This is a genomic window from Stappia indica, assembly GCF_001696535.1.
Classification (GTDB): Bacteria; Pseudomonadota; Alphaproteobacteria; order Rhizobiales; family Stappiaceae; genus Stappia; species Stappia indica.
The window spans coordinates 835405-860099 of sequence record NZ_MBQE01000001.1; the positions used below are offsets into that span (position 1 = coordinate 835405).

A 24695-nucleotide genomic window follows, 5' to 3' on the forward strand; every position below is an offset into this window, starting at 1 on the left:
GTCCTATCTCGTGCGCCCGCGCGGGCGCTGTCGGTGCGGCGGCTTGCGGCGCCAGACATTGTCGGCGGCCATCAGCTCCATCAGGATGCCCTCGCGCAGCCCCCGGTCGGCGACACGCAGCCGCTGACAGGGCCAGCGCCGCCGGATCGCCTCCAAGATCGCGCAGCCCGCCAGCACCAGATCGGCACGATCTGCACCGATGCACGGGTTGTCGACGCGCTCCTCATAGGGCATCGCGCGCAGCCGCTCAATCATTGCGGTGACGTCTTCGTTGTCCATCCACGCCCCGTCGACACGGCGCCGGTCATAGCGCTTCAGGCCGAAATGCACGCCGGCCAGCGTCGTGACGGTGCCGGACGTGCCGAGCATGTGCACCTTGCCGTCGCAGATGGCGGCGCTCAGCTCCCGCCCCAGCGTGAAGGCCTCAAGATGCGACCGCGCATCGTTGACCATCGCCTCGAACGTGTCGGCGGTGACATGGCGCCCGCCGTGACGCTCCGCCAGGTTGACGACACCGACCGGCAGCGAGATCCACGCGCGGATGAAACGGGTGAGCGCCACGCCGCGCGCGCCGCAGCGGTTGCGCAGGTCCAGCCAGACGATCTCGGAGGAGCCGCCGCCGATATCAAACAGAACGACGCCGTTGGCATCCGGACACACGAGCGAGGCACAGCCCGCAACTGCCAGCCGCGCCTCGGTTTCCCGCGAGGCGATTTCCAGTGCCAGCCCGGTCTCCTGGCGCACCCGCTCGATGAATTGCGGACCGTTTTCCGCCGCACGGCACGCCTCGGTCGCGATCAGGCGGAACCGCTCGACGCCCCGGTCCTCCAGCTTGTCGCGGCAGCACGCCAGCGCCTCCAGCGCCCGGTCCATCGCCGCCTCGCCGAGGCGGTTGGTGTGGCCAAGCCCCTCGCCCAGCCTGACGATGCGCGAATAGGCATCGACGACCCGAAAGCCGCGCTGTTCGGGGCGCGCGACCAGGAGACGGCAATTGTTGGTACCGAGATCGAGCGCCGCATAGAGGCGCCCCTGCGCTTCGTCGGCGACGGTCGGTGCGTCGCGTGAGACGTGGCGCGGCAGGCCGGACGCACAATGGGGACCATGCCCGCCCACTGCCGCTTCCCGCGGCTCGAAGCGCTCGCGCCCCTCGCCTTGCGGTCGCGCCGCGACGGGGCTTGCGGTCGTCCCGCTGCCGGCGCCATTGCGCGTGCGGCTGTCGCTTGCCGTGGCCGCCTGCGCTCGCGCTGCGTGCCCGGCTTCAGCAGCAACGGGCTGAGGCCCGCCTTTCGGCTGCGGCGCTTCGGTTGGTGAATGGCTGTCGATACGGCCGGCGCCTGCCCGGCGCTCGGCCCGGTTGGGGCGGTGACGCTTGCGGCCGCGCTTGCGGCTGCCGGCGGACGCAGTCTTGCTGTCCGCGCCGCCCTTGACGGGCGCGTCGGCTGCATGTCGTTCCGCATCCCGATCTCCGACGGCGCGTGGTGCGCCCTGTCCGGAGACCCCGGCCTGAATGCTCCCGGCATTCTTCGGCCTGCGTCTCTTCCGGGACCGCTTGCGCTTGGCGGGCTCTGTGCCGGCGCCTGTCGCGTCGTCGTGTCCCGGTGTCGAGCCGGGATGCAGCCGGTCGTCGCCCGGCCTCATCTGTCCCGAATCGCTCACAGTCTGTCCTTGCCGGCGCCCTCGGGCGCCTCTGCTTTCCTTGCGGCAGCCGGCTCGCGGCCGCCATCCGGAAACGCATTGTCGTTAGGTAGAGTTTACCACCATATGCGCAGCCCGCAACTTGCGAGCCCCTCGCCCTCTCCGAAGAGGGCGAGGACGCGCCGATGGCGCAGTTCCTCGGGATATGGGGACCAGAGGGCTAGATATACACAGGCGGAGGCGATCAAATTTTCGCTGAGCCGGCATCCATGCTTGACAGCGCAGGCCCGGATTCATAAAAAGCGGCCCATGGATGCGCTGCCGCTTCGCGGTGGGCGTCGGACGGGTTTTGTCGAAAACTCTTCCGACGGGATTTGAAGGAGCGACCGACCGATAGGTTGGACCGATCCGAAGATCCCAGATTTCCGGCCAGCTCCGGACGCGGCATCCAACGGCATTGGGGAATAGGTTAACGGTAGACCCGCGGACTCTGACTCCGTTAGTCCTGGTTCGAATCCAGGTTCCCCAGCCAACTCCTCCCAGATTTCACGACAGCATCTCCCCGGCATCCTTCGCCTGCTCTCGCAGCTATGCTCCATTGCGCGTTGACGCTTGAGGCACGCCCCCTGCCCGGCTAGGCTGCAGGCGTGGCTGTTGTTCTACGTGACATTGTCCGCGTCGGAGGATGTGCCGGTGAAACGCGAAGTCCTGGGCATTCTCGTTGGCACCCTGCTGGCATGTGCGGCAGCTCCCGCATCGGCGGACTATCTGTCGCCGCGCAAAAGCTCCGACTGCAACCTCTACACTCCCGCCTATCCCTTCAAGGCAAGACTGGATGCGATCGACGCCCGCGCCGGCCAATGCGAGCAATCGCACAGCCAGCCGGGCTGGACGAGCGCCTGCGGCCACTACGGCCCGAACGCCTGCCTGCCGATCTACCGGCAGACCTGCGCCTTGCAGGACGAGATGGCCCGCATCGAGGCGCAGTGCCGCCAGACCCTCGAAAACTGGACGATCCGGGAGGCTGCGGAAAAGCGCCGCCGTGAGGCCGAGGAACAGGCGCGCGAGGACAGCCGCCGGTTCCTGGAGCAGGCCCGCCAAGGAGCCGGGCACAAGCAGGAACCCTTCGCGGTGCTGCACGACGCGCAAGCTCTCCCGCTGGAGATATCAGACCGGCTGCGCGCGGCTCGCGGACTTCCCGGCCCTGGTGGGGCCGAGCAGCTTTCACGCGCCTTCGTCAAGCACGGCACCGTGCGGATGCAGGACATCCAGGCCGCAGCCCTCGCCTATCTGGAGGGAGCGACCTCGAGCTTCCAGATTCACGGCCCGCCGAACACGCAAGGCTACAGCGCCGCCAATCCCCGCCGCTCCGCCTCGCAATTGGACCGCGCGCTCCACAGCCGCAATGCCCAGTTGCAGCGGATCGAGGCAATGCAGGACCTGCAATCGGCCGCCGGCGCACCGTCGATGGACAGCGCCTACTCGGTGCTGATGACGCAGATCGTCGAGGCGCAGGCCAATGGCACCCTCCCCGTCGACAGCGTCGATGCCGTGACCCGCTGGATCGCCAGCGAAGTGGAACGGGCGGAAACGGACTGGAGCAACGCCGAGCGGGCAAGGGTGTCGCGGGAAGCGGAGGCGCTTCTGCCGCAGCAGCGCTCGATGGCGAATGCCGCGTTCCAGGTGCTGGACGAGCGCCGCCGGCAGGAGGACGCACGCCGGAGGGCCGCAGAACAGGAGGCCGGGCGCCAACGCGGCAATGGCGCGGGCGGAACGCGGCCCGGCACGGCTTCGGGCGGCGGCAGCAGCGGGCATCCCGGCGGCTCCCGCTACGAGTACTGCCAGGCCAATCCGCATCTCAGCTGGACCAACTGCCTGCAGGGGCGCGATACCCCGACGAGCCGGAGCAGGCCAAGCAGGCAGAACTCCGGCTCCAACGGCAGCAGGAACAATTGCGGAAGCCGGACATGCGGCGTGTTCTGAGACAATGAACAGGGGAACGGCATGCGAAGGATGACCAGTGCCTTGCGGACGCTGTCCCTGTCCGTGCTGTTGATGACCCTCCCGCACACGGCAATGCCGACGGCTATGGCTGAGGACAGCATCTCCAGAAGCGATGCGGCGGTAATGGCCGCCGCCCGTGCCGACGACCTCGATACGCTGAAACAGCTCGCCGAGGCCGGGTTGAATCTCGCCGCGGTGGAGCATGCGGGCACCAATCTCGCGACCATCGCCGCCATGCGCGGCTCGCCGGACACGCTCGCGTTTCTCGCGGCGCAGGGTGTCGATCTGAACCTGAAGGACGCCGAAGGCTACACGCCGGTCATGCGGGCCCTGCAGCAAGCCCGCACCGACAATGCGCTGAAGCTCCGGGAACTCGGCGCCAGTCTCGAAGGGATCACCGAGGACGGCTACTCCGTGAGGGTCCTTGCCGAGGTCGCCGGACTGGAGGATTTCGGCCCCGAGCCTCCCCCGCCCTCCCTGCTGCTGTCGCCGGAGGCCGCCGACACGATCCTGCTCAAGGCAGCGGAATTCGGCGATCTCGACAGTGTCCGTTTCGCGCTCGACCATGGCGCCAATGTTTCCGCCCGGGCCGCCAACGGCTGGACGCCGCTGATGATCGCAGCCCTCGGCGGCCACGCGGACATTGTCCGCCATCTGGTGGCTGCCGAAGCGGACGAGGACGGCCCCTTGCCGACCGTTGACGGCAAAGTCGATGCGGTGGTCGCGGCGCTGGTCGGCGGTGCCAAACGCGACGAAAGCCGCGTCGACGAACTGGTGTGCGCCATCTCGCATGCCAGGAACCTCGCCCACGACATGTCGCGATATCGCATGGTTGCCAGCCGGCTCGGCTACAGCGATGTCTTTCAGGACAAGCATTTCCCGACCGACGACCTGCCGCCGCTGGAAATCGACCTGCCCTTTCCGCCGACGGGAGAGCCGGCCTCTTGGCGTGTCCTGCAGTCGGCGCTGCGCGGCAAGGGGCTGTACCAGGGAACAATCGACGGGGTCATCGGCGACCAGAGCCTGATCGCCCTGCACTACACCTTCCAGCCGCTCTTCGAACGGCTCGTCCAGCGCTCCGCGACCGCAGCCGCGCGGGCGCAAGAGGCCTTGGCGGGCGGAGACCGATCCTCTCCTTACGGTGAGGTCGGTCGAGGCATCTCGGGAGAGACCGCCTATGGCCAGAAACTCGGGTCCACGCCGAAGCCCGTCTACTTCGCCGAAGGCATCGACAACCGCGGCCGTGCAGCCGGCGACGAAATCACCGTCACCTATCAGGATGCCAGCGAGGACCATCAGCGGCGGCTACAGCTGAGCCAGCAGCCGGACGGTTCCGGGTTTTACCAGTATTTCCAAACCTATATCGCCGGTGGCCTCTTCTCGGCCCATGTGCGCGGCAACTCGCTCACGCTCAGTTTCAATGGCGAGCGGCCTCGGATCCGGCATGAGGTCAGGCTGAACGTAGCCAGCGGGTCGCGGATCGAGGTGCGGCCCCTTCCCGGAGCCAGTCTCAGCCCGTTTCGGCCTCTCCCCTGCCTGCCGCAGGATCCTGCGCCGATCATTCTCGATTCCGCTTCCAGCTCCGGCGTTCTAGACGCCCCTGCCGAGCCGCGCTCCCGGCTCCTCCGCATCGACGAGGACCCGCCTGCACCGCAGGAGCCGGACGCCGGTTCGCCCGTCCAGGATGCCAGTGAGGCCTGGGAGCGCTGATCGCAGCCGACGCTGCGTCTCCTTCGGATTCCCCCTGCCTTCGAGCGTGCGACGCGGTCGGACCATGGCCGCGCGACGCGGTCAGACTACGTTTGTCCGACAAACCGGCAAAGCTCAAAACAGACGCATCAACACGCTTTATCGTTGAAAATTCGGAGGCAGGAGAGGCGAGAAATATCCGCTTGACGGTCAAATCCTGCTTGTGCCAACCTTTGTCCGACAAAGGGACGAACTGACAAGGCGCGCCGCCAAGATGCGTGCCGCAGCCGTCCGGGAGGAGACGTTCAGCAATGTCGGTGGCGGAGCCGGGTCGCTTCGAAAAGATCAAGGTGCCGTCCGCCTACCAGATGGTCGCGGAGGCGATCGAGCGCGAGATCATGGCCGGGCGCCTGCGCCCGGGCGACGAGATCGGCACGGAGGCAGAACTGGTCCGCCAGTTCGGCGTCAACCGCTCGACGGTGCGCGAGGGCATTCGCCTGCTGGAGCAGGCAGGGCTCGTCCAGCGCGAAGCCGGCCGCAAGCTCTATGTCTGCCTCCCCCACTACCGCAAGCTGTCCGACCGCATGAGCCGCGCCCTGGTCCTGCATCAGGTGACCTTTCGCGAGCTGTTCGAGGCGGCCGTGATCCTCGAGCTCGGGGTGATCGAAAGCGCCGTCGACGAGGCAACGCAAGAGGACCTTGCCGCGCTGGAGGCCAACCAGGCGATGGCAGAGGCGGCGCTGGACGATCCGGTGCGCCTTGCCGGTCTCGACACGGAGTTTCATGCGCTGCTGGCCAAGGCCTCGCGCAACCGGGTGCTGGAACTGGCTCGCGAGCCGGCCGCACTGCTGTTCTTTCCCACCTCGGAGCTGATCTGCCGCAGGGTGCCGCAAGGCGCCGGCCGCATGGTCGCTGCCCACCGGCGGCTGATCGATGCCGTCGCCGCGCGCGACAAGGAGGAAGCGCGCCTGTGGATGCGGCGGCATGTGGTCGACTGGAAGCGCGGTTTCGAGCGCGCCGGCCGCGACATCGACGAGCCGGTGGAGAGCATCTTCGAGCGTCTGTCGGGGGTAAGGCAATACGCGTCGTGACCTGAATTTTCCGGCTCTGGAGGGAGCCGCGGGTCGCGACCGGACAAGACAAAGGACTGGGAGGAACATGTCGCAGGTTCTGCATGACCGGCCGCTGGCGGCCGGCACCATCGCGCCCGTGCGCCGCCAGGGTGCCCTCGCGTGCCCCCGAAAGGGCCGCCGATGACCGCGCCCGGCGAGACCGGCGCCGCCCGCCTGGAGGTCGACGGGCTATCGCTGTCTTTCGGCGGTCTGAAGGCGCTGCGCGGCGTGTCCTTCTCGGCCGAGCCCGGCTCGATCACGGCGCTGATCGGCCCGAACGGCGCGGGCAAGACCTCCATGTTCAATTGCATCTCGGGCTTCTACAAGCCGCAGCAGGGGAGCGTGCGCTTCGACGGGCGCGACGTGACGCGCATGCATCCGCCGGAGCGCGCCGCCCTCGGCTTTGCCCGCACCTTCCAGAACATCGCGCTCTTCCGCGGCATGACCGTGCTCGACAACATCAAGCTCGGCCGCCATGCCCACATGAAGACCGGCCTGCTGCAGGCCCTCGCCTACTGGGGCTCAGCCCAGCGCGAGGAGATGGAACTGCGCGCCGAGATCGAGCGCCGCATCATCGACTTCCTCGAGATCGACCACATCCGCAACATGCCGGTCGCCTCGTTGTCCTACGGCCTGCAGAAGCGGGTCGAGCTGGCCCGCGCGTTGGCCATGCGCCCGCGCATCCTGCTGCTCGACGAGCCGGTCGCCGGCATGAACCGCGAAGAGACCGAGGACATGGCCCGCTTCATCCTCGACGTGAAGGAGGAATGGGGCACCACGATCCTGATGGTCGAGCACGACATGGGCATGGTCATGGACATCTCCGACCATGTGGTCGTGCTGAATTTCGGCGAGGTCATCGCCAGCGGCCTGCCGCACGAGGTGCAGGCGGACCCGCATGTGACCGAGGCCTATCTCGGCAGCGGCGATCCCGCCGCACTGATGGCCCGCCTCAAGGGCGAGGCCGGCGCAGCTGGCGGCACTGCCGCTGCAGAGCGCGAAACGCGCGAGGACGTGGCATGAGCGACCTTCTCTTCTTCACCGAGGTGACGCTGGCCGGCCTCGGCTCCGGCGCCCTCTTGTCGCTGACAGCGCTTGCCTTCGTGCTGATCTACAAGGCGACGCGGGTGATCAACCTTGCCGTCGGCGAACTGCTGATGCTCGGCGGCTACCTGTTCTTCGCCTTCGCCGCCGGTCTCGGCCTTCCGGCCTGGGCGGCGATCCCGCTCGCCATCGCCGGCGGCGGTCTCGTCGGCGCGGTGGTCGAGCGCGGGCTGATCCGCCCGATGCTCGGCGAGAGCCCGATCGCCGTCTTCATGGTGACGATCGGCCTCGGCTCGATCCTCGTCGGCCTTGTCGAACTCGTCTGGGGTACCGATCCGCGCGCCCTGCCCGCCTTCATGGGCAATGCGCCGATCTTCATCGGCGAGGCCTATGTCTCGCGCAAGATCGCCATCGCCTTCGCGGTCGCCGCCGTAGTGATCGCGGTCTTCCTCGCGCTCTTCCGCTTCTGGCGCGGCGGCGTCGCGCTGCGGGCAACCGCAACCGACCAGGCCGCGGCCTATTCCTGCGGCATCAATGTTCCGGGCGTCTTCTCGCTCGCCTGGGTGATCGGCTGCGGCACGGCGGCCGGCGCCGGCGTGCTGCTCGGCTCCATCGGCGGCATTTCTCCCTCGATGGGCGTCTTCGGCCTCTCCGCGCTGGTCGTGGTCATCGTCGGCGGCCTCGACTCCGTCGCCGGAGCCCTTGTCGGCGGTCTCGTCATCGGCCTCATCGAGGCCTGGGCCGGGACCTATCTCGGCGGCGAATACAAGCTCGTCACCACCTTCGGCCTCCTCCTCGTCGCCTTGATGATCCGTCCCTACGGCTTGTTCGGCACGACAGAAATCGAGCGTCTCTGACATGCAGATCGGAACCGCCAAGCACAGCTATCAGGCCGACGAGGCGCTGCTGACCACTCGGCCGCAGCGCGTGTGGATGGCCCTGTTCGCCCTGAGCCTTTGCATCGCGCCCTTCGTGCTGGACAACTACTGGCTCTATCTAGCCTGCCTCGTTGCCATCAACGTGGCGAGCGCCACCGGCCTCAACATCCTGACCGGCTATACCGGCCTCGTCAGCCTCGGCCAGGCGGCCTTCATGGCGGTCGGCGCCTACACGGTCGGCTGGATGCAGCTGAACCTCGGCACGCCCTTCCTGCTGAACCTCGTCGTCGGCGGTCTGGTCGCGGCGGCAGTCGGCATCCTGGTCGGCATCCCCAGCCTTCGGGTCAAGGGGCTCTATCTGGCCATCGCCACCATCGCCGCCTCGTTCATCCTGCATTTCATCTTCGTCAACTGGCAGAGCGTGACCAACGGCAACAGCGGCCTGACGCTGACGCCGGCCAGCTTCTTCGGCACGCCGCTGACGGAATACCAGCAGCTCTATTTCGTCTTCGTGCCGATCACCGCGCTGATGGTTCTGGGCGCGGCCAATCTCTTCCGCACCCGGGTCGGGCGCGCTTTCATCGCCATCCGCGACCGCGACATCTCGGCCGAGGTGCTGGGCATCTCGCTGCTGCGCTACAAGCTGACGAGCTTTGCGATCTCGTCCTTCTACGCGGGCGTTGCCGGTGGCATGTGGGCCTATTTCTTCCGTGTGGTGACGCCGGAGAGCTTCCCCTTCGTCTATTCGATCTTCTTCCTCGCCGCGATCATCGTCGGCGGCATGGGCACGATCCTCGGCGGCATTCTCGGCGCCGTCTTCATGACCCTCGTGCCGGAGCTGCTGCGCTTCGGCATCGACTGGCTCACCCCCGTCCTTCCCAATGCGGCGGCGATGCTCTCGCCGGTTCGCACCGTCGTTTTCGGCCTCCTCATCGTCGGCTTTCTCATTTTCGAGCCGAAGGGACTTGCCGAAATCGTCCAGAGATCTCGGCGTTACTTCCATCTCTGGCCCTTCAAGAAGTGAATGACCAAAAGTCACGCGATAAAACCGGAGGAAACAATGCTTAGCTTTACCAGGAGAACGCTGCTTGCCCTGTCGGCATCGGCAGCCATAGCCACCGCGCTTCCGGCCGTTGCGGCCGACGACATCGTCATCGGCGGCTCGATCCCGCTTACCGGTGTCTTCGCCTTCGCGGGCGTCGGCATCGAGGCCGGCATGCAGGACTACATCAAGATCGTCAACGAGGCCGGCGGCATCCAGGGCCGCAAGCTGCGCCTCGCCTACGAGGACACCGGCTACAAGGTCGACGCCTCCGTCGCCGTGTTCAACAAGCTGACCAGCCAGGACGAGATCCACCTCTACTACGGCGACTCGACCGGCTTCGCGAAGACCATCAACGGCGAGATCGACCGCCGCGGCTCGATGATCATGGCCGGCGCGTCCTTCGCCACCGAGCTGAACGATCCCAAGACCTTCCCGCACCAGTTCATGGCCGGTCCCGACTATTCGGAAATGACCGGCATCCTGCTGGAATACATCGCCAAGGAGAAGCCGGGCGCCCGCATCGTTCTGGTCAACTCCGACACCGAGTTCGGCCGCGACCCGATCGCCGCCACCAAGGCGCGCGCCGGCGAGCTGGGCCTTGAGGTGGTCGAGGAGATCATCACTCCGCCGACCGCCGTCGACGTCTCTACCGAGGTGCTGAAACTGCGCCGCGCCCGTCCGGACTACACCATCTTCCACGGCTACGTTCTGGCGCCGCTGCCGGAATTCATGAGCCAGGCCAAGCAGCTCGGCCTGGAAACCAAGTTCATGGGCACGTTCTGGTCGATGGACTCCAGCATCTGGGCCAAGGTCGGCGAGGCTGCCGACGGCTTCATGGGCGTCATGCCCTATCGCTACTACTACGACGAGGCCGACAACGCGCCGATGATGGACCGCATCCGCGAGATGCGCCCGGAGTACCAGTCGACCCCGTACATGCAGGGCTTCCTGACCGCCATGCTGTTCACCGAGGCGGCCAAGCGTACGCTCGAGGCCGGCAAGGAGCTCAACGGCGCCAACCTGAAGGCCGCGCTCAACTCCATCGAGAACTTCGACACCGGCGGCATCATCGGCGTACCGATCTCGATCCCGGGCAACTCGATCCCGGTCGGCCGCATCTACCGCTACGACGCCAGCGCCCAGCAGATGAAGCCGGCGTCCGACTGGATCAGCGTTCAGGAGTAAGTGAGATGGCCGCGGACATCCTCCTCGACATCAACAATATCGAGGTCGTCTACAACAAGACCGTGCAGGTGCTCCGCGGCCTGTCACTGAGTGTCGGGCGGGGCAAGATCGTCACCCTGCTCGGCTCCAACGGCGCGGGAAAATCGACGACGCTGAAGGCGGTGTCGAACCTTCTGGCGCTGGAGAACGGTGCCGTCACGGCCGGAGCTATCCGCTTCGACGGCGACGACATCTCTCGCCTGACGCCCCACGCATTGGTGCGGCGCGGCCTCTTCCACGTGATGGAGGGGCGCCGCATCTTCGAGGACCTGACGGTCGAGGAAAACCTGACCGCGGCGACCTTCGCCCTGTCCGGGCGCGGGCTCAAGCCGACGCCCTTCGACCTCGTCTACCAGTATTTCCCGCGCCTTTACGAGCGGCGCAACGGGCGCGCCGGCTATCTGTCGGGCGGCGAGCAGCAGATGCTGGCGATCGGGCGGGCGCTCATCGCCCAGCCCTCGCTGATCCTGCTGGACGAGCCGTCGCTCGGGCTGTCGCCCGTTCTCGTCGAGGAGATCTTCACCATCATCGCCTCGATCAACCGCGATCTCGGCGTCTCGATGCTGCTGGTCGAGCAGAACGCCGCCGTGGCCTTCGCCGTCGCCCATTACGGCTACATCATGGAGACCGGCAAGATCGTGCTCGACGGACCGACCGAGCGGCTGGTGAAGGACGACGACGTGCGCGAGTTCTACCTCGGTGCCAGCGGCAGCGAAGGCACCAAGAGCTATCGCGACATCAAGCACTACAAGCGCCGCAAGCGCTGGCTGTCCTGAGGCGAGACGACATGGCCGACTTTCCCCAACTCACCCTGCCGCAGATGCTGCGCGCCCATGCCGAGGCGATGCCCGACCGGGTGGCCGTCCTGCAGAAGGACTTCGGCATCTGGAATCCCCTCACCTGGCGCCAGTATCACGAACGTGCCTGCGATGTCGGCGAGGGCCTGCTGGCGCTTGGGCTCGGCGAAGGCGGCCATGTCGCCATCCTGTCCGAGAACCGGGTGGAATGGGTGCTGGCGCAGCTCGGCGTCAACCTCATCGGCGGCGTCGCCATCGGCGTCTATCCGACCAGCCCGGCCAACGAGGTCGGCTATGTGCTGGAGCATTCCGACAGCGAGATCATCGTCTGCGAGGACCAGGAGCAGCTCGACAAGGTGATCGAGGTGCGCGACCAGCTACCGAAGCTGCGCCGCGTCGTCGTCATCGAGACCAAGGGCCTGCGCGGCTACTCGCAGGACTTCGTCATCTCGTTCGCCGCCATGGAGGCGATGGGGCACGCGCGCCGCACCAAGGCGCCCGGTTCCGAACGCAGCGCCTCCGCCGATCGCGGCCTCGATGACATCGCCCTGATGATCTACACCTCGGGTTCGACCGGAAAGCCGAAGGGCGCGATGCTGTCCTATCGCAACCTGCGAGCCCAGGCGATCGCGATTGCCGACCGCATCGATCTCGACGCGCAGACCGTGCACCTCTCCTACCTGCCGCTCTGCCACGTCGCCGAGCAGATGGTCACGGTGATGGCGCCGATCTACCTCGGCTCACGGATCTGCTTCGGCGAGTCCCTGCGCACCGTCCAGGAGGACCTGCGCGAGGTCGCACCCTCCTCCTTCCTCGGCGTGCCGCGGATCTGGGAGAAGCTGCATTCCTCGATCCATATCCGCATGCTGGAGGCGGGCGGCTACCGCCGGGCGCTCTACGAATGGGCCTATCGCGCCTGCGAGCCCTTCGCCGAAAAGTCCCGAGCCGAGCGCAGCCTGCGCGAGCGGATCACCTTCGCGCTCTGCTACCTCTTCGTGTTCCGCGCCCTGCAGAACTATATCGGCCTGCGCCGGACCCATATCGCCATGACGGGCGCAGCGCCCATCTCGCCGCGCATCGTCCGCTTCTTCCGCACCATCGGCGTGCCGCTGGTCGAGGTCTACGGCATGACGGAATCGAGCGGCGTTGCGCTCGGCCAGACGCTGGACCACCTCGTGCCCGGGTCCGTCGGGCCGGCCGCCAAGGGCGTCGAGGCCCGCGTCGGCGAGCACGGCGAACTGCTGCTCAAGGGCGATACGGTCTTCGTCGGCTACTACAAGAACCCGGCCGCCACCGAGGACTCGCTGCGCGACGGTTGGCTCCACACCGGCGACGTGGTCGAGGTGGAGAACGGCGAGTTCCGCATCGTCGACCGCCTCAAGGACATCATGATCACCGCCGGTGGCAAGAACCTCAGCCCCTCGGAGATCGAGAACACGGTCAAGGGCAGCCCCTACATCAAGGAATGCATCGTCATCGGCGAGGCCCGCAAATACGTGGCGGCGCTCATCCAGATCGATTTCGAGACCGTCGCCAAATGGGCGGAGGAGAAGGGCCTGTCCTACACCAACTTCCGCAGCCTTGCCGAGAACCCGGCGGTGCGCGAGTTGGTCGACACGGAGATCCGCGCCGCCAACGACCAGCTGGCCCAGGTCTCCCACATCCGCCGCTTCCACCTGCTGACCAAGGAACTGGACCACGACGACGACGAGGTCACCGCGACCATGAAGGTGCGTCGCTCCAGCATCCAGACCAAGTATGCGGGAGAGATCGCCAGCCTCTATCCGACCGGCTGACGCCTCCCCGCCCCGGATCCAACGGAGCCCGACACCCCGACATGCCCGACGCCCTGATCTACGACCACCTGCGCACGCCGCGCGGCAGGGGAAAGCCGGACGGCGCCCTGCACGAGGTGACGCCGATCCGCCTCGCCACCACCGTGCTGGAAGCGGTGCGCGAGCGCAACGCGCTGGACACGGCTCTCGTCGACGACGTGGTGATGGGCATCGTCATGCCCGTCGGCGAACAGGGCCAGTGCCTGCCGCGCGTCGCCGCCATCGCCGCCGGCTATGCGGAGGAGACCGCGGGCGTCCAGATCAACCGCTTCTGCGCCTCGGGGCTCGAGGCCTGCAACATGGCCGCCGCCAAGGTGATGGCCGGCCAGGCCGACATGATGGTCGCCGGGGGCGTCGAATCCATGTCGCGCATCCCGATCCTCTCCGACGGCGGTGCCTGGGGCGCCGATCCGCAGGTCGCGGCCGCCACCTCCTTCGTGCCGCAGGGCGTTTCCGCCGATCTCATCGCCACCAAATGGGGCTACTCGCGCGAACAGCTCGACGCCTATGCGGTGGAAAGCCACCGCCGCGCCGCACGGGCCTGGTCAGAAGACCGCTTCGCCCGCAGCATCGTTCCGGTGCACGACCGGGTCGGCGAGGTGCTGCTCGCCCGCGACGAGACCATTCGCGGCAATTCCACCATTGAGGACCTTGGGCGGCTCAAGCCCTCCTTCGCCGGGCTCGGCGAAAAGGCCGGCTTCGACGCGGTGGCGCTGGAGCGCTATCCCGGCTTTGCCGAAATCCGCCACGTGCACCATGCCGGCAATTCGTCCGGCATCGTCGACGGCGCCTCGGCCGTGCTGCTCGGCACGCGCGAGGCGGGAGCGCGCGCCGGCCTGGTTCCTCGTGCCCGCATTCGCGCCTTCGCCGAAATCGGCTCGGAGCCGACCATCATGCTCACCGCCCCCTCCTTCGCGGCGGAAAAGGCGCTGAAGCGGGCCGGCATGACCGCCGCCGACATCGACCTTTTCGAGATCAACGAGGCCTTCGCGGCCGTCGCCATGCGCTTCATCGAGGCGCTCGACCTCGACCCGGAAACGGTCAACGTCAACGGCGGCGCCATCGCCATGGGCCATCCGCTGGGGGCGACCGGTGCGATGATCCTCGGCACCGCGCTGGACGAACTGGAGCGGACGGATCGCCAGACCGCCCTCGTCACCCTGTGCGTCGGCGCCGGCATGGGCGTGGCCACCATCATCGAGCGGATCTGAGGAGACGCCCCATGCTGACAAGCGAGATCGACAACGGCGGCATCGCCCTTCTCACCATCGACATGCCGGGCCGCTCGATGAATGTCATCGACTGGGCGTTCACCGAGGCCCTGCGCGAGGAGATAGCGCGGCTCGCCGCCGATCCGCAGGTTACCGGCATCATTGTCGCGTCCGGCAAGGACAGCTTCATCGCCGGCGCGGACCTTGCGATCATGAACGGCATGACCGGTCCGGGCACCTCGCCGGCCACCGCATCCGAGCGCATCCGCGCCATGACCGACGCCTTCCGCGCGCTGGAGACCTGCGGCAAGCCGGTGGTTGCTGCAGCCAGCGGCACCGCGCTCGGCGGCGGGCTGGAGCTGATGCTCGCCTGCCATTACCGGATCGCCGCGCGCAATCCCAAGGCCGTCTTCGGCCTGCCCGAGGTGACGCTCGGCATCCTGCCGGGCGCCGGCGGCACCCAGCGCCTGCCCCGCGTCATCGGCATCGAGCCGGCCCTGCCCCTGCTGCTGGAAGGTCGCCGCCTGTCCGCCGACGAGGCCCTGTCGCTCGGCATTCTCGACGAGCTGGCCGAACCGGACGACCTCATCGCCGCGGCACGGCGCGCGCTCACCGAAGGCCGGGTTCCGGCAGCCGCCCCGTGGGACGCGAAGGGCTTCGCCCCACCGGGTCCGCCCGTGACGTCCGAGGCCGCATCGAACGTCTTCCTCTTCGCCAATGCGAAGGTTCGCGCAAGCGGCCATCGCAACTATCCGGCGCTGGAGGCGATCCTCTCCTGCGTCTACGAGGGTCTGCGACTGCCCATCGACAAGGCACTCAAGGTGGAGCGCCAGTATTTCGGCCATCTCGTTCACGGCGATGTCGCACAGGCGATGATCCGCACCCAGTTCTTCGCCCGCCAGGCACTGGCCCGCGAGGGACGGGCGCGCGCTGACAAGGACGGCGCTCTTGCAACCGCCTGTCGAAACGCCCTCGACGCCGAGGCGCTTCGGATGCAGGCTGAGGGCATGAGTCCCGCCTTCATCCGCAATGCCGCCGAGGTTGTCGGCCTCTCTGCCCTGCCCGCCCTTCCTGTGGATGCGGCTCTGCCGTCCACCGACGACGCACGCGAGCGCGCGGCCCTTCGCCCCGCCGGGCTGCGGCTGCTGCGCGCCATGGCCCTTGCCGCCGCCGCAACCCTCGACCGCGGCGACGTTGCCTCGGCAAGCGAGGCAGATGTCCACGCCATCGACGCGGCAGGCTTTCCCGTGTGGACCGGAGGGCCACTGAGCCTGATCGACACGCAAGGCGCAGCGGAATTCGTCGCGGCCTGCCGTGCCGACAAGCTTGAGGTCCCGGTCGGCCTTGCTGCCATAGCCCGGGACGGCGGCCGGTTCCACTCGATCAAGGAGGCCGCCGCATGAGCGACGACCCGGTACTTGCCGAGATCGATGCCTCAACCGGCATCGCCTCCATCACCATCAACCGGCCCAAGGTGCTGAACGCGCTGGACGTGCCGACGGCGCGTGCCTTCCTGCAGGCGGTGCGCAAGGTCACCACGACCAAGGGCGTTCGCTGCATCGTCCTGTCGGGCACCGGCCGTGCCTTCGTCGCCGGCGGCGATGTCGCCGCTTTCGGCAAGGATCCGGAGCGCGCCGCCGAGGTCGTCAACGACCTGCTCGATGCCCTGCATCCGGCCCTGACGGCCCTGCGCGAGTCCCCCGCCCCGGTGATTGCCGCCGTGCGCGGCGTTGCGGCCGGTGCGGGCTTCAGCTTGGTCCTTTGCGCCGATCTCGTGGTCGCCGAGGCCGGTGCGCGCTTCGTCGTCGCCTATGATCGCATCGGCGCCTCGCCCGACTGCGGCGGCACCTGGGCGCTGCCGCGCAAGGTCGGCCGGGCCAAGGCGATGGAACTGCTGCTGCTCGGCGAAGCCCTCAACGCCGAGGAGGCCCAGGCGGCGGGCATCGTCAACAAGGTGGTTCCGGCCGAGGAGCTCGACGCCGAGACCCTCGCCCTGGCAACGCGCGTTGCCAGCGGCCCGACACAGGCGCAAGGTGCGGTCCGCGCCCTCGTCGATGGTGCGCTGGACCGTCCCTTCGCCGCCCATCTGGAGGCGGAGCGCGCCTCCTTCATCCGCATGACCGGGACCCGCGACTTCCGCGAGGGCGTCTCGGCCTTCCTCGAAAAGCGCCAGCCGCAGTTTCGCGGCGAGTGACCGGAACGCCCGGCAGATACCGGAGGGATCCCGCATGACCATGCCGAACGCATTCGAAGGCCGCCTCAAGGTTCCGGCGATCGCCTCGCCGATGTTCCTGGCCTCCGGGCCCGACCTTGTCGTCGCCACCTGCCGCGCCGGCGTGATCGGCACCTTCCCGGCGCTCAACCAGCGCACGACCGAAGGCTACGGCGAGTGGCTGAGCGAGATCGAAGACCGCCTGTCCGGCCATGCCGATGCCGCGCCCTATGGCGTCAACCTGATCGTCCACCGCAGCAACAAGCGGCTGGAGGCGGATCTCGCACTGACCGTCGAGCGCAAGGTGCCGCTGGTCATCACCTCGCTCGGCGCCAACCCCGACGTCGTTTCCGCCGTCCACTCCTATGGCGGCCTCGTCTTCCATGACGTCATCAATCCGCGCCATGCCCGCAAGGCGGCCGAGGCCGGCGTCGACGGCATCATCGCGGTCTGCGCGGGAGCGGGCGGTCATGCCGGCACCATGAGCCCCTTCGCGCTGGTCTCGGAAATCCGCACCTTCTACGAGGGCGCCATCATCCTCGCCGGCGCCATCAACACCGGCGCGCAGATCGCCGCCGCCCGCGCCATGGGCGCGGATCTTGCCTATCTCGGCACCCGCTTCCTCGCCACGGCAGAAGCGATGATCGTCGACGATTACAAGCAGATGATCCTGGACGCGACCGCCGCCGACATCCTCTACACCCCGGCGATCAGCGGCGTGAACGCCAACTTCCTGCGGCCGAGCATCGAGCGCGCCGGCCTGGACCCGGACAACCTGCAGCATGCGGGCTCGCTCGACATGGGCAGCGAGGCGAAGGTCTGGAAGAACATCTGGTCCGCCGGCCAGGGAACGGGAACCATCACCGACCTGCCGCCCGCCGGAGAACTGTGCGAGCGCCTGCGCGCCGAATACCGCGCCGCCTGTGCGGCCCTTGCCTCGGACCCTTACGCCTGAGGCAGGGCGCGAAGGCTACCTGCCTGTGGTCTAGTCTTCGCGCGACCAGTCCTCGTGGCCATGGCGGATGCGCACGACCAGTATCCCGCCGTCTTCCTCCATGACATAGACGACGAGATGCGCCTTGAACGGATGAATGCGCACGGGCGGGGAGATCTCTCCGCGCTCGCGCGCCATCTTCGTCTTTTCGAAAGAAGCTGCAGAACGGCGGCCAGATCGCGATGATGGGCTTCGGCATCCGCCTCGCCGAAGACGCGCGCACCTTCCAGGTAAATCTGAATGATGTCCTCAGCAGCCCTGCCGGGCAGCCGCTAGGTCGTCACGACCTTCCTGCGTCCTTGGTCGCCCGCGCACGCGCGGCTTCGAGAACGGCGTCCATGTTCAGATCGCTCACACCGCTCGCCAATCCCTCGTCGACGAGCTGTTGCATGGCGGCAATCTTGTCATTGCGCTCCTGATCCCTGCGGATGAGGTCGCGCACGTAGTCGCTGGCATTTGCATACCGGCCGCTTCGGGCCCGGTCTTCGACCCACGCTTTCATCTGCTCGGGGAGGGAAACATTCATCGTTGCCATATCGACCTCCAGTGCCGACATCATACGATGTTTGGCAAAGTTTGCCAAAATCAGATCCAGGTGTTTCATTCACCCCTTACGAAACGGGAACGGCCTTGGGCTTCGTCACCGGCGGTTCGGGCTTGGTGATGTTGGTGCTTTCGCTTTCGGAATCGACCGGAACCAGCGTGATGTAGACCGGGTTCGGGGTGTGATCGAGCGTCGCGCCGGAAATCGCGTCCACGCCGACACCGACCACGCCGCCCAGCAGGATATTGCCAGCAAGTCCGGCCGCCCCACCGCCGCTCACCTTGGTGTCGACGAAGACCTGACCGGGCTTGTAGCCCTCCTTCTCCGCACGCACCATGAAGGTCTTCTTGCGGCTCACCTCGATCGTGCACGGCGACTGCTTGCAGGAATGGCCAAGCGTCGTGGTGACCTCGGCATCGGCCGGTTCCACGTTGATGACGACGTCCTCGCTGGTGCCGCGAACGACCGAAGCGCAGCCCGAAACCAAAACGGCGCAGGCAATACAAAAAACAATCGACTTCATCACTACCCCCAAAATACGGAGGGACTGAAACACGCGAAAGAGGAAGGAGTCGATATATTTATCAGGAGTTGTCCACGACAAATGCCGCAGCGTGAACAGCCCTAGGCCGCGTCAGGCATATCCAGCCGATATTTGCGGAAGCGCGTCCCGTCATACTCCACCTCCCCGAGAAACCGCGCGCCGAGCCGATCCAGCGCCGACAGGCTGCGCCGCGAGGGCGCCAGCAGAAAGGTGACATGAGAAATGCGCGGATCCGCCCTGGCGAAGTCGAGCGCCTTCAACGCGATGCCCAAACCGAGCCCGAAGGCATCCGGCCGCAGCACCAGGCCGAAATCCCAGTCCTCGCCTTCCTTCTGGAACCCGCCCCAGCCGACATAACGCCCGTCGCACAGGATCGCCCAGTGACCGAGCCCGTCGCGCTGCCAGCACGCCTCCTTCGCCTCGATGAAACCGTCGACGGTCCGCGCGTCCCAGGGCTCGGTCATGAGTGGCATGTGCTCACCGACACGCGGATCCTGCATATGCGCCAGGATCTCCTCGCGGGAAACCTCGGTCAATCTGGCAAAAGCGATGTCGGGCGTGCCGGCGCGGCGCATGGCGGATACGATTCCTGGACAGATCAAGTCGGCGGAAAATGGCCGCCATTCCGCGGTGTTGCAAGAGGCCGCGCCATTGCCCGCATCAACTGCACGTGCGCAGCCTGGCAGCCGTTTACAGCGGCCGCGTCTTGGTCACATAGGCCTCGAAGAAGTCCGAGAATTTCGCGACCCGCATTGGCAGGCGCTCGTAGGGCGGATAGTAGAGCGTCAGCCAGATGTCCGGCGCCTGCCAGTCCGGCAACACCTGCGCGAGCCGGCCCTGCGCCAGCCCCTCCTCGACGATGAACAGCGGCAGCAAGGCGATGCCCTCGCCGTTTTCGGCAAGGCGCGCCAGCAGGTCGCCGTTGTTGCCGGCAATCGTGCCGCCGGCCCGCACCCGGCGCGTGCGCCCTTCGCGGCGCAGCTCCCAGGTCTCGGCCTGCGAGCGCTCGTCATAGGCAAGGCAGGAGTGGTCCGAAAGGTCGTCGGCTGTCTCCGGCACGCCGCGCAAGGCCAGATAGGCCGGCGATGCCACCATCACCCGGCGCACCAGGCACATCTTGCGCCAGATCGTCGACTTGTCGCGCGGCGCCTCGGAAATGCGGATCGCAAGGTCGAAGTCGTCGGACACGATGTCGATGAAGCGGTCGGTGAGGCTGATCGACAGCGAGGCTTGCGGATACTGGCTGCGGAACCCCGCCGCCACGTCGGGAAGCACCTGCTGGCCGAGCGACATCGGCGCGTTGATGCGGATCGTGCCGGCCACGTCGCCATGCTGCTCCTGCAGGTCCTCGGTGGTGCGGCGGAACTCCTCCAGCAGCGGCGCAATGCGCGCGGCATAAACCGCGCCCGCCGAGGTCAGCGACACCTGCCGCGTGGTGCGCAGCAGCAGCTGCACGCCGAGCTGCTGCTCCAGCGCGCTCACCGCGCGCGTAACGGTCGGCGCCGTCATCGACAGCTGCCGGGCGGCGGCCACGAAACTCCTGTGCTCGGCGACCGCCAGGAAGATGCGGATGTGGTCGAGATCGATCATGCCGGTGATTATTACACAAAGCGCAATAATCTCAGCGAAATTAATTCCATTCTCAAAAGGCCCTGCCTGCCCCATCTTCACGTCAACGGCACACGCCGCGACGTTTCGACAGAAGGGACAAGCGCCATGCTCACGCAGATCAAGGGCCTGCATCACGTCACCTCGATGGCGGGCGATGCCCAGGAAAACAACGACTTCTTCACCCGCACGCTCGGCATGCGGCGCGTCAAGAAGACCGTCAATTTCGACGATCCGGAGGTCTACCACCTCTACTATGGCGACAAGAGCGGCACGCCGGGCTCGGTCATGACCTACTTCCCCTTCCCGCATATCGTGCAGGGCCGTCCCGGCGCCGGCGAGGTGGGCGACACCTACTTCGCGGTTCCGGCAGGCTCCCTGCCCTACTGGAAGGAGCGCCTGTCCGGCCTCGGCGTCGGCGGTCTGGAAGAGTACGAGGCTTTCGGCGAAAAGCGCCTGCGGCTCAAGGGACCAGACGGCGACGGCTTCTCGCTGGTGGAGACGACGGACGACGAACGCCTCGGCTGGAGTGCCGGCGGCGTCGGTACGGCCGAAGCGATCCAGGGCTTCCGGGGCGCAGCCTTCCGCCTGCAGGATGCCGGCGGCACGGGTGAACTGCTCCGCTTCATGAACTACCACGAGGTGGAGCGGAGCGGAAACTGGACCCGCTTCGCCATCGAGGGCGGCAACGGAGCCGATGTCATCGACATCGAGGAAGTGCCCTCCGCCGGCCATGCCCGACAAGGTGCCGGCTCGGTCCACCACATCGCCTTCGCAGTGGAGAACCGGGCGGCTCAGCTGGAGGTGCGCCAGGCGCTGCTCGACACGGGATACCAGGTCACGCCGGTGATCGACCGAGACTATTTCTGGGCGATCTACTTCCGCACCCCCGGCGGCATCCTCTTCGAGGTGGCGACCAACGAACCCGGCTTCGACCGGGACGAGGACACTGCTCATCTCGGCGAGGCGCTGAAGCTGCCGACCCGCTACGAGCAGTTCCGCTCGCAGATCGAGGACATCCTCACCCCGATCCGGGACTGACACTCCATGCCTTCGCACGGCTCCCAAGGGCCGTGCGGGAGGCTCCTCCCTCGGTCCATCTGGGATTTGCGTCATGACCACGGATACCTATCACGCCCTGACCACGGAGCCGGCTCCCGGCGCGCCGCTGGTCTTCGCCTTCCACGGCACCGGCGGCGACGAGCATCAGTTCGCCCGCTTCGTGGAGGAAGCCCTGCCCGGCGCCGGTCTCGTTGCCCCGCGCGGCGACGTATCGGAGCACGGAGCACTGCGCTTCTTCCGCCGCACCGGCGAAGGCGTCTACGACATGGACGACCTCGCCCGGCGCACGCAGGCGATGGCCGCCTTCGTCGAGGCCCACCGCAAGGCCCATCCGGGCCGCCCGGTCTACGGCTTCGGCTACTCCAACGGCGCCAACATCCTGGCCTCGGTCGCCTTCCTGCGACCGGACCTGTTCGACCGGGTCGCCCTGCTGCATCCGCTGATCCCGTTCGAACCGGCCCCCCAGCCTGGTCTTGCCGGCCGCAAGGTGCTGATTTCCGCCGGACAGCGGGATCCGATCTGCCCTCCGGCCGCGACCAGCGCGCTGATCGACTGGTTCAAGGCACAGGGCGCAGACGTGACGCTCGCCGTCCACGAGGGCGGGCACGAGCTCCGACAGAACGAAATCGACGCGCTGGTCAGCTTCCTGAAGTAGCCGCCAGTCCATCAGCCAAGGAGACGGTACGATGGTCCTGATCCACGAGAACATGAGCCGGGGCCGCACGCAGAGCGGCTGGCTCGACGCCTGGCACACCTTCTCCTTCGGCGGCTTCCGCGACCCCACCCGCATGGGCTACGCCGCCCTGCGGGTGCTCAACGAGGACCGCGTCGTTCCCGGCGCCGGCTTTTCCGAGCACGGCCATTCCGACATGGACATCCTCACCCTGGTCCTGTCGGGCCGGCTGCGCCACACCGACACGCTCGGCAACGAGGCGGAGATCGCTGCCGGCGAACTCCAGCTCATGTCGGCGGGCAGCGGCATCCGCCATGCGGAGATGAACGCCTCCGACAGCGAGCAGGCCCATGTGCTGCAGATCTGGCTGATCCCAGACACGACGGGCGGTGCACCGACCTACCAGCAGGTCGACCTGCCGGCGGCGGAGGCGACGCGGGACTGGACCCTTCTTGCCAGCGGCAAGGAGGGAGAGGCCCCGCTCAAGCTCCTGTCCGACACAAGCGTGTCGATTGCGACACCGCTGGCGGGCGATGCCACCGCGCTTCCCGTTGCCGGCGGGCGCAGGCTCTTCCTCCACATGGTGGAAGGCATCGCCACGGTCGAGGGCGAGCGGCTTGTTGCCGGAGACGGGCTGCAGGTCGGCGAAGAGGAGATCGGCGATCTCCTCTGGCAGACCGACGGCCGCGCGCTGCTCTTCGACATGAGTGCCCGCGGCGGTGCGGCGTAAGCCGCCTGCACGAACTGCCGATCCGGGCTGCAACCGGTCCGGATCGGCTTTGCTCTTCATCGAAGAGCGTGTGTGCAGTGCAAAATTCCGTTGCCTGTCGCACGGCTGCGGAAAATACTCGTCAAGATTGGCGAAAAACCGGAATTCCTCGTCGGCCATACAGGAGGAGGTGCCGTGATGACAGTTGTCGCATCGTCCCGCGATCGTCTTGGCTGCCGTGCGACCGATCTGGCCCGCGACGAGGAGGTCGCCTTGGCCGACATCACCTTCCTGCGCAAGACATCGGCGAGCGAAAGCCCGGTCAAGGTCGAGACGCCGCCGAGCGGACAAGGGCTCGTTCTCGGCATGTCGCTGGGCGAGAGCCACTGGCGTGATATCCGCATCGGCAAGGCCGCGCATCGCCATCACTTCCAGCGCAACAGCCTCTACCTGCGCGACTTCGAGATCGCCTACCGGGCAGAGCTCGGCGGACAGTTCGACTTCCTGCTGGTCGAGATCCCGTGGAACCGCTTCCTGCCTCAGGACGATACGGGGCCGCGGGTGATGCCGCGCCGCATCGACTTCGAGACCGGCGTGACCGACCCGACCGTCACCCACCTCCTGTCGGCGATCCAGCCGATGCTCTCCGGCCAGCAGCCCCCCGACCAGCTCTTCATCGATCAGGTCGCCGAGGCACTCGTCACCTATCTGCGGCACCGCTATGCGGCGATCCGCATCCCGGCGTGCAGGCGCGAGCGCACGCCCTCTCCGCTGATCCGGCAGGCGCTGGAGATCCTGCGCGACTCGCTCGACGGCAATGTCTCGCTCGACGACATCGCGCGGCGCTGCAACGTCTCCCGCTCGCACTTCTATCAGGTTTTCCGTCAGGAACTGGGCTGCACGCCGCACGAATGGCTGATGCGCATGAGGGTAGAGCAGGCACGCTCGCTGCTGCGCCGTCCGGAGCTGACACTGGCCGAGATCGCCGGACGCTGCGGCTTTTCCGACCAGAGCCATTTCACCCGCAGCTTCAACCGCCGGTTCGGCATGTCGCCGGGCCGCTGGCGAACCGAATATGGCGGCGCGGCAACCGCATAGGTAGACTTCCGGACAATCCTTCAAGCAGCAGGCGACTGGCGTTCAAGACAGCGGAGAAGAGCGGGCACTACCCTCGGGCCATCCCAAACACTCCTTGTACGAGGACGACGACAATGGCCCCGACCGCCACGCCGACCCCCGGCGACCTGCTGCTTTCCCCCACCGACCACACGCTTGTGATGATCGACTTCCAGTCGCAGATGTCCTTCGCGACCAAGTCGATCGACGCCACGCTTTTGCGCAACAACGCGGCCCTCGTCGCCAATGCAGCCGCCGGCTTCAAGGTCTCGACCATCCTCACCACCGTCGCCGAGAAGTCGTTCTCCGGTCCGATGTTCGAGGAAATCACCGACGCCTTCCCGGGCCAGGCACTGCTCGACCGCACCTCCATGAACACCTGGGAGGATGCCGCCGTCATCGACGAGATCAACCGCATCGGCAAGTCGCGCATCGTGCTGAGCGGGTTGTGGACGAGCGTGTGCATCGTCGGACCGGCGCTCTCGGCCCTGTCGCAGGGCTTCGAGGTCTATGTCATCGCCGATGCCTGCGGCGACATCTCCGACGAAGCGCATGAGCGCGCGATGCAGCGCATGGTGCAGGCCGGCGCACGCCCGATGACCTCGCTGCAGTACATTCTCGAGCTGCAGCGCGACTGGGCCCGCACCGAAACCTACGACATGACCACCGGCATCGCGAAGAAGTTCGGTGGCGCCTACGGCCTCGGCATCATCTACGCCAAGTCGATGTTCGGCGCCTCCGAAGGGCACTGACGGGCAA

General features: G+C 67.1%; 24 protein-coding genes and 1 tRNA gene. 19 read left to right on the forward strand and 6 right to left on the reverse strand.

Features of this window, described 5'->3' with window-relative positions; genetic code table 11:
• Window positions 1-3: 3 nt before the first annotated feature.
• Entirely contained in the window at window positions 4-1509 is a 1506-nt protein-coding gene (locus BBX35_RS23755; RefSeq protein ID WP_088946057.1) for a Ppx/GppA phosphatase family protein, read from the reverse strand.
• Window positions 1510-2093: 584 nt separating this feature from the next.
• On the opposite strand from BBX35_RS23755, the gene BBX35_RS03880 reads away from it, so the two are divergent.
• The 14 genes from BBX35_RS03880 to BBX35_RS03945 all read left to right on the forward strand — a co-directional run bounded on the left by BBX35_RS03880 (window position 2094) and on the right by BBX35_RS03945 (window position 17641).
• Window positions 2094-2167 (forward strand) — tRNA-Gln (locus BBX35_RS03880).
• 161 nt (window positions 2168-2328) lie between these two features.
• A complete protein-coding gene (locus BBX35_RS03885) occupies window positions 2329-3618 on the forward strand; it encodes a hypothetical protein (RefSeq protein WP_067216221.1) in 1290 nt (429 codons plus the stop codon).
• Between the two features lie 30 nt (window positions 3619-3648).
• Window positions 3649-5349, forward strand: coding sequence for an ankyrin repeat domain-containing protein (locus BBX35_RS03890; RefSeq protein ID WP_208979755.1), 1701 nt, complete (start codon window positions 3649-3651; stop codon window positions 5347-5349).
• 290 nt (window positions 5350-5639) lie between these two features.
• Window positions 5640-6419, forward strand: a complete 780-nt coding sequence (locus tag BBX35_RS03895) for a FadR/GntR family transcriptional regulator (RefSeq protein ID WP_067216226.1) — start codon at window positions 5640-5642, stop codon at window positions 6417-6419.
• Window positions 6420-6581: 162 nt separating this feature from the next.
• Window positions 6582-7463 carry an ABC transporter ATP-binding protein gene (locus BBX35_RS03900; RefSeq protein ID WP_067216229.1) on the forward strand — a complete coding sequence of 294 codons (882 nt, stop codon included), beginning with the start codon at window positions 6582-6584 and terminating at the stop codon, window positions 7461-7463.
• Complete coding sequence (locus BBX35_RS03905) at window positions 7460-8341, forward strand: branched-chain amino acid ABC transporter permease (protein WP_067216231.1); 882 nt, start codon at window positions 7460-7462, stop codon at window positions 8339-8341. The genes BBX35_RS03900 and BBX35_RS03905 overlap by 4 nt, the downstream gene beginning before the upstream one ends.
• A gap of 1 nt (window position 8342) precedes the next feature.
• Complete coding sequence (locus tag BBX35_RS03910; RefSeq protein WP_067216234.1) at window positions 8343-9386, forward strand: branched-chain amino acid ABC transporter permease; 1044 nt, start codon at window positions 8343-8345, stop codon at window positions 9384-9386.
• 36 nt (window positions 9387-9422) lie between these two features.
• The gene (locus tag BBX35_RS03915; protein WP_067216237.1) at window positions 9423-10592 is read left to right on the forward strand and encodes an ABC transporter substrate-binding protein; all 1170 of its coding nucleotides are present in this window, start codon (window positions 9423-9425) and stop codon (window positions 10590-10592) included.
• Between the two features lie 5 nt (window positions 10593-10597).
• On the forward strand, window positions 10598-11407 hold the full coding sequence (locus tag BBX35_RS03920; protein WP_067216239.1) for an ABC transporter ATP-binding protein: 810 nt from the start codon (window positions 10598-10600) through the stop codon (window positions 11405-11407).
• Window positions 11408-11418: 11 nt separating this feature from the next.
• Complete coding sequence (locus BBX35_RS03925) at window positions 11419-13224, forward strand: AMP-dependent synthetase/ligase (RefSeq protein WP_067216242.1); 1806 nt, start codon at window positions 11419-11421, stop codon at window positions 13222-13224.
• Window positions 13225-13265: 41 nt separating this feature from the next.
• Window positions 13266-14474 (forward strand): acetyl-CoA C-acetyltransferase, encoded by a 1209-nt coding sequence (locus BBX35_RS03930; RefSeq protein ID WP_067216244.1) that lies wholly within the window; start codon window positions 13266-13268, stop codon window positions 14472-14474.
• Between the two features lie 11 nt (window positions 14475-14485).
• A complete protein-coding gene (locus BBX35_RS23760) occupies window positions 14486-15877 on the forward strand; it encodes an enoyl-CoA hydratase-related protein (RefSeq protein WP_067216246.1) in 1392 nt (463 codons plus the stop codon).
• A complete protein-coding gene (locus BBX35_RS03940) occupies window positions 15874-16668 on the forward strand; it encodes an enoyl-CoA hydratase/isomerase family protein (protein WP_067216248.1) in 795 nt (264 codons plus the stop codon). Before BBX35_RS23760 ends, BBX35_RS03940 begins: the two co-directional genes overlap by 4 nt.
• 34 nt (window positions 16669-16702) lie before the next feature.
• Window positions 16703-17641, forward strand: coding sequence for an NAD(P)H-dependent flavin oxidoreductase (locus tag BBX35_RS03945; protein WP_067216250.1), 939 nt, complete (start codon window positions 16703-16705; stop codon window positions 17639-17641).
• Window positions 17642-17671: 30 nt separating this feature from the next.
• Here BBX35_RS03945 and BBX35_RS24035 read toward each other — a convergent pair whose 3' ends face one another.
• From BBX35_RS24035 to BBX35_RS03970, 5 genes are all read right to left on the reverse strand, one after another.
• Entirely contained in the window at window positions 17672-17818 is a 147-nt protein-coding gene (locus tag BBX35_RS24035; RefSeq protein WP_341871205.1) for a type II toxin-antitoxin system RelE/ParE family toxin, read from the reverse strand.
• A 142-nt stretch (window positions 17819-17960) separates the two neighbouring features.
• Window positions 17961-18215: a type II toxin-antitoxin system ParD family antitoxin gene (locus BBX35_RS03955; RefSeq protein WP_067218176.1), complete on the reverse strand. Its 255-nt coding sequence runs from the start codon at window positions 18213-18215 to the stop codon at window positions 17961-17963.
• Window positions 18216-18291: 76 nt separating this feature from the next.
• Entirely contained in the window at window positions 18292-18747 is a 456-nt protein-coding gene (locus BBX35_RS03960) for a translation initiation factor 2 (protein WP_067216252.1), read from the reverse strand.
• Window positions 18748-18848: 101 nt separating this feature from the next.
• Window positions 18849-19343 (reverse strand): GNAT family N-acetyltransferase, encoded by a 495-nt coding sequence (locus tag BBX35_RS03965; protein ID WP_067216255.1) that lies wholly within the window; start codon window positions 19341-19343, stop codon window positions 18849-18851.
• Between the two features lie 115 nt (window positions 19344-19458).
• Window positions 19459-20358, reverse strand: coding sequence for a LysR family transcriptional regulator (locus BBX35_RS03970; protein WP_067216256.1), 900 nt, complete (start codon window positions 20356-20358; stop codon window positions 19459-19461).
• A gap of 126 nt (window positions 20359-20484) precedes the next feature.
• On the opposite strand from BBX35_RS03970, the gene BBX35_RS03975 reads away from it, so the two are divergent.
• The 5 genes from BBX35_RS03975 (at window position 20485) to BBX35_RS03995 (ending at window position 24688) form a co-directional block, all read left to right on the forward strand.
• Window positions 20485-21417: a VOC family protein gene (locus tag BBX35_RS03975; protein ID WP_067216259.1), complete on the forward strand. Its 933-nt coding sequence runs from the start codon at window positions 20485-20487 to the stop codon at window positions 21415-21417.
• A gap of 73 nt (window positions 21418-21490) precedes the next feature.
• Window positions 21491-22093: an alpha/beta hydrolase gene (locus BBX35_RS03980; RefSeq protein WP_067216261.1), complete on the forward strand. Its 603-nt coding sequence runs from the start codon at window positions 21491-21493 to the stop codon at window positions 22091-22093.
• Window positions 22094-22124: 31 nt separating this feature from the next.
• Window positions 22125-22841, forward strand: coding sequence for a pirin family protein (locus tag BBX35_RS03985; RefSeq protein ID WP_067216264.1), 717 nt, complete (start codon window positions 22125-22127; stop codon window positions 22839-22841).
• A 177-nt stretch (window positions 22842-23018) separates the two neighbouring features.
• Window positions 23019-23918: a helix-turn-helix domain-containing protein gene (locus BBX35_RS03990; RefSeq protein ID WP_067216266.1), complete on the forward strand. Its 900-nt coding sequence runs from the start codon at window positions 23019-23021 to the stop codon at window positions 23916-23918.
• Window positions 23919-24031: 113 nt separating this feature from the next.
• The gene (locus tag BBX35_RS03995) at window positions 24032-24688 is read left to right on the forward strand and encodes a hydrolase (protein WP_067216269.1); all 657 of its coding nucleotides are present in this window, start codon (window positions 24032-24034) and stop codon (window positions 24686-24688) included.
• Window positions 24689-24695 lie beyond the last annotated feature (7 nt).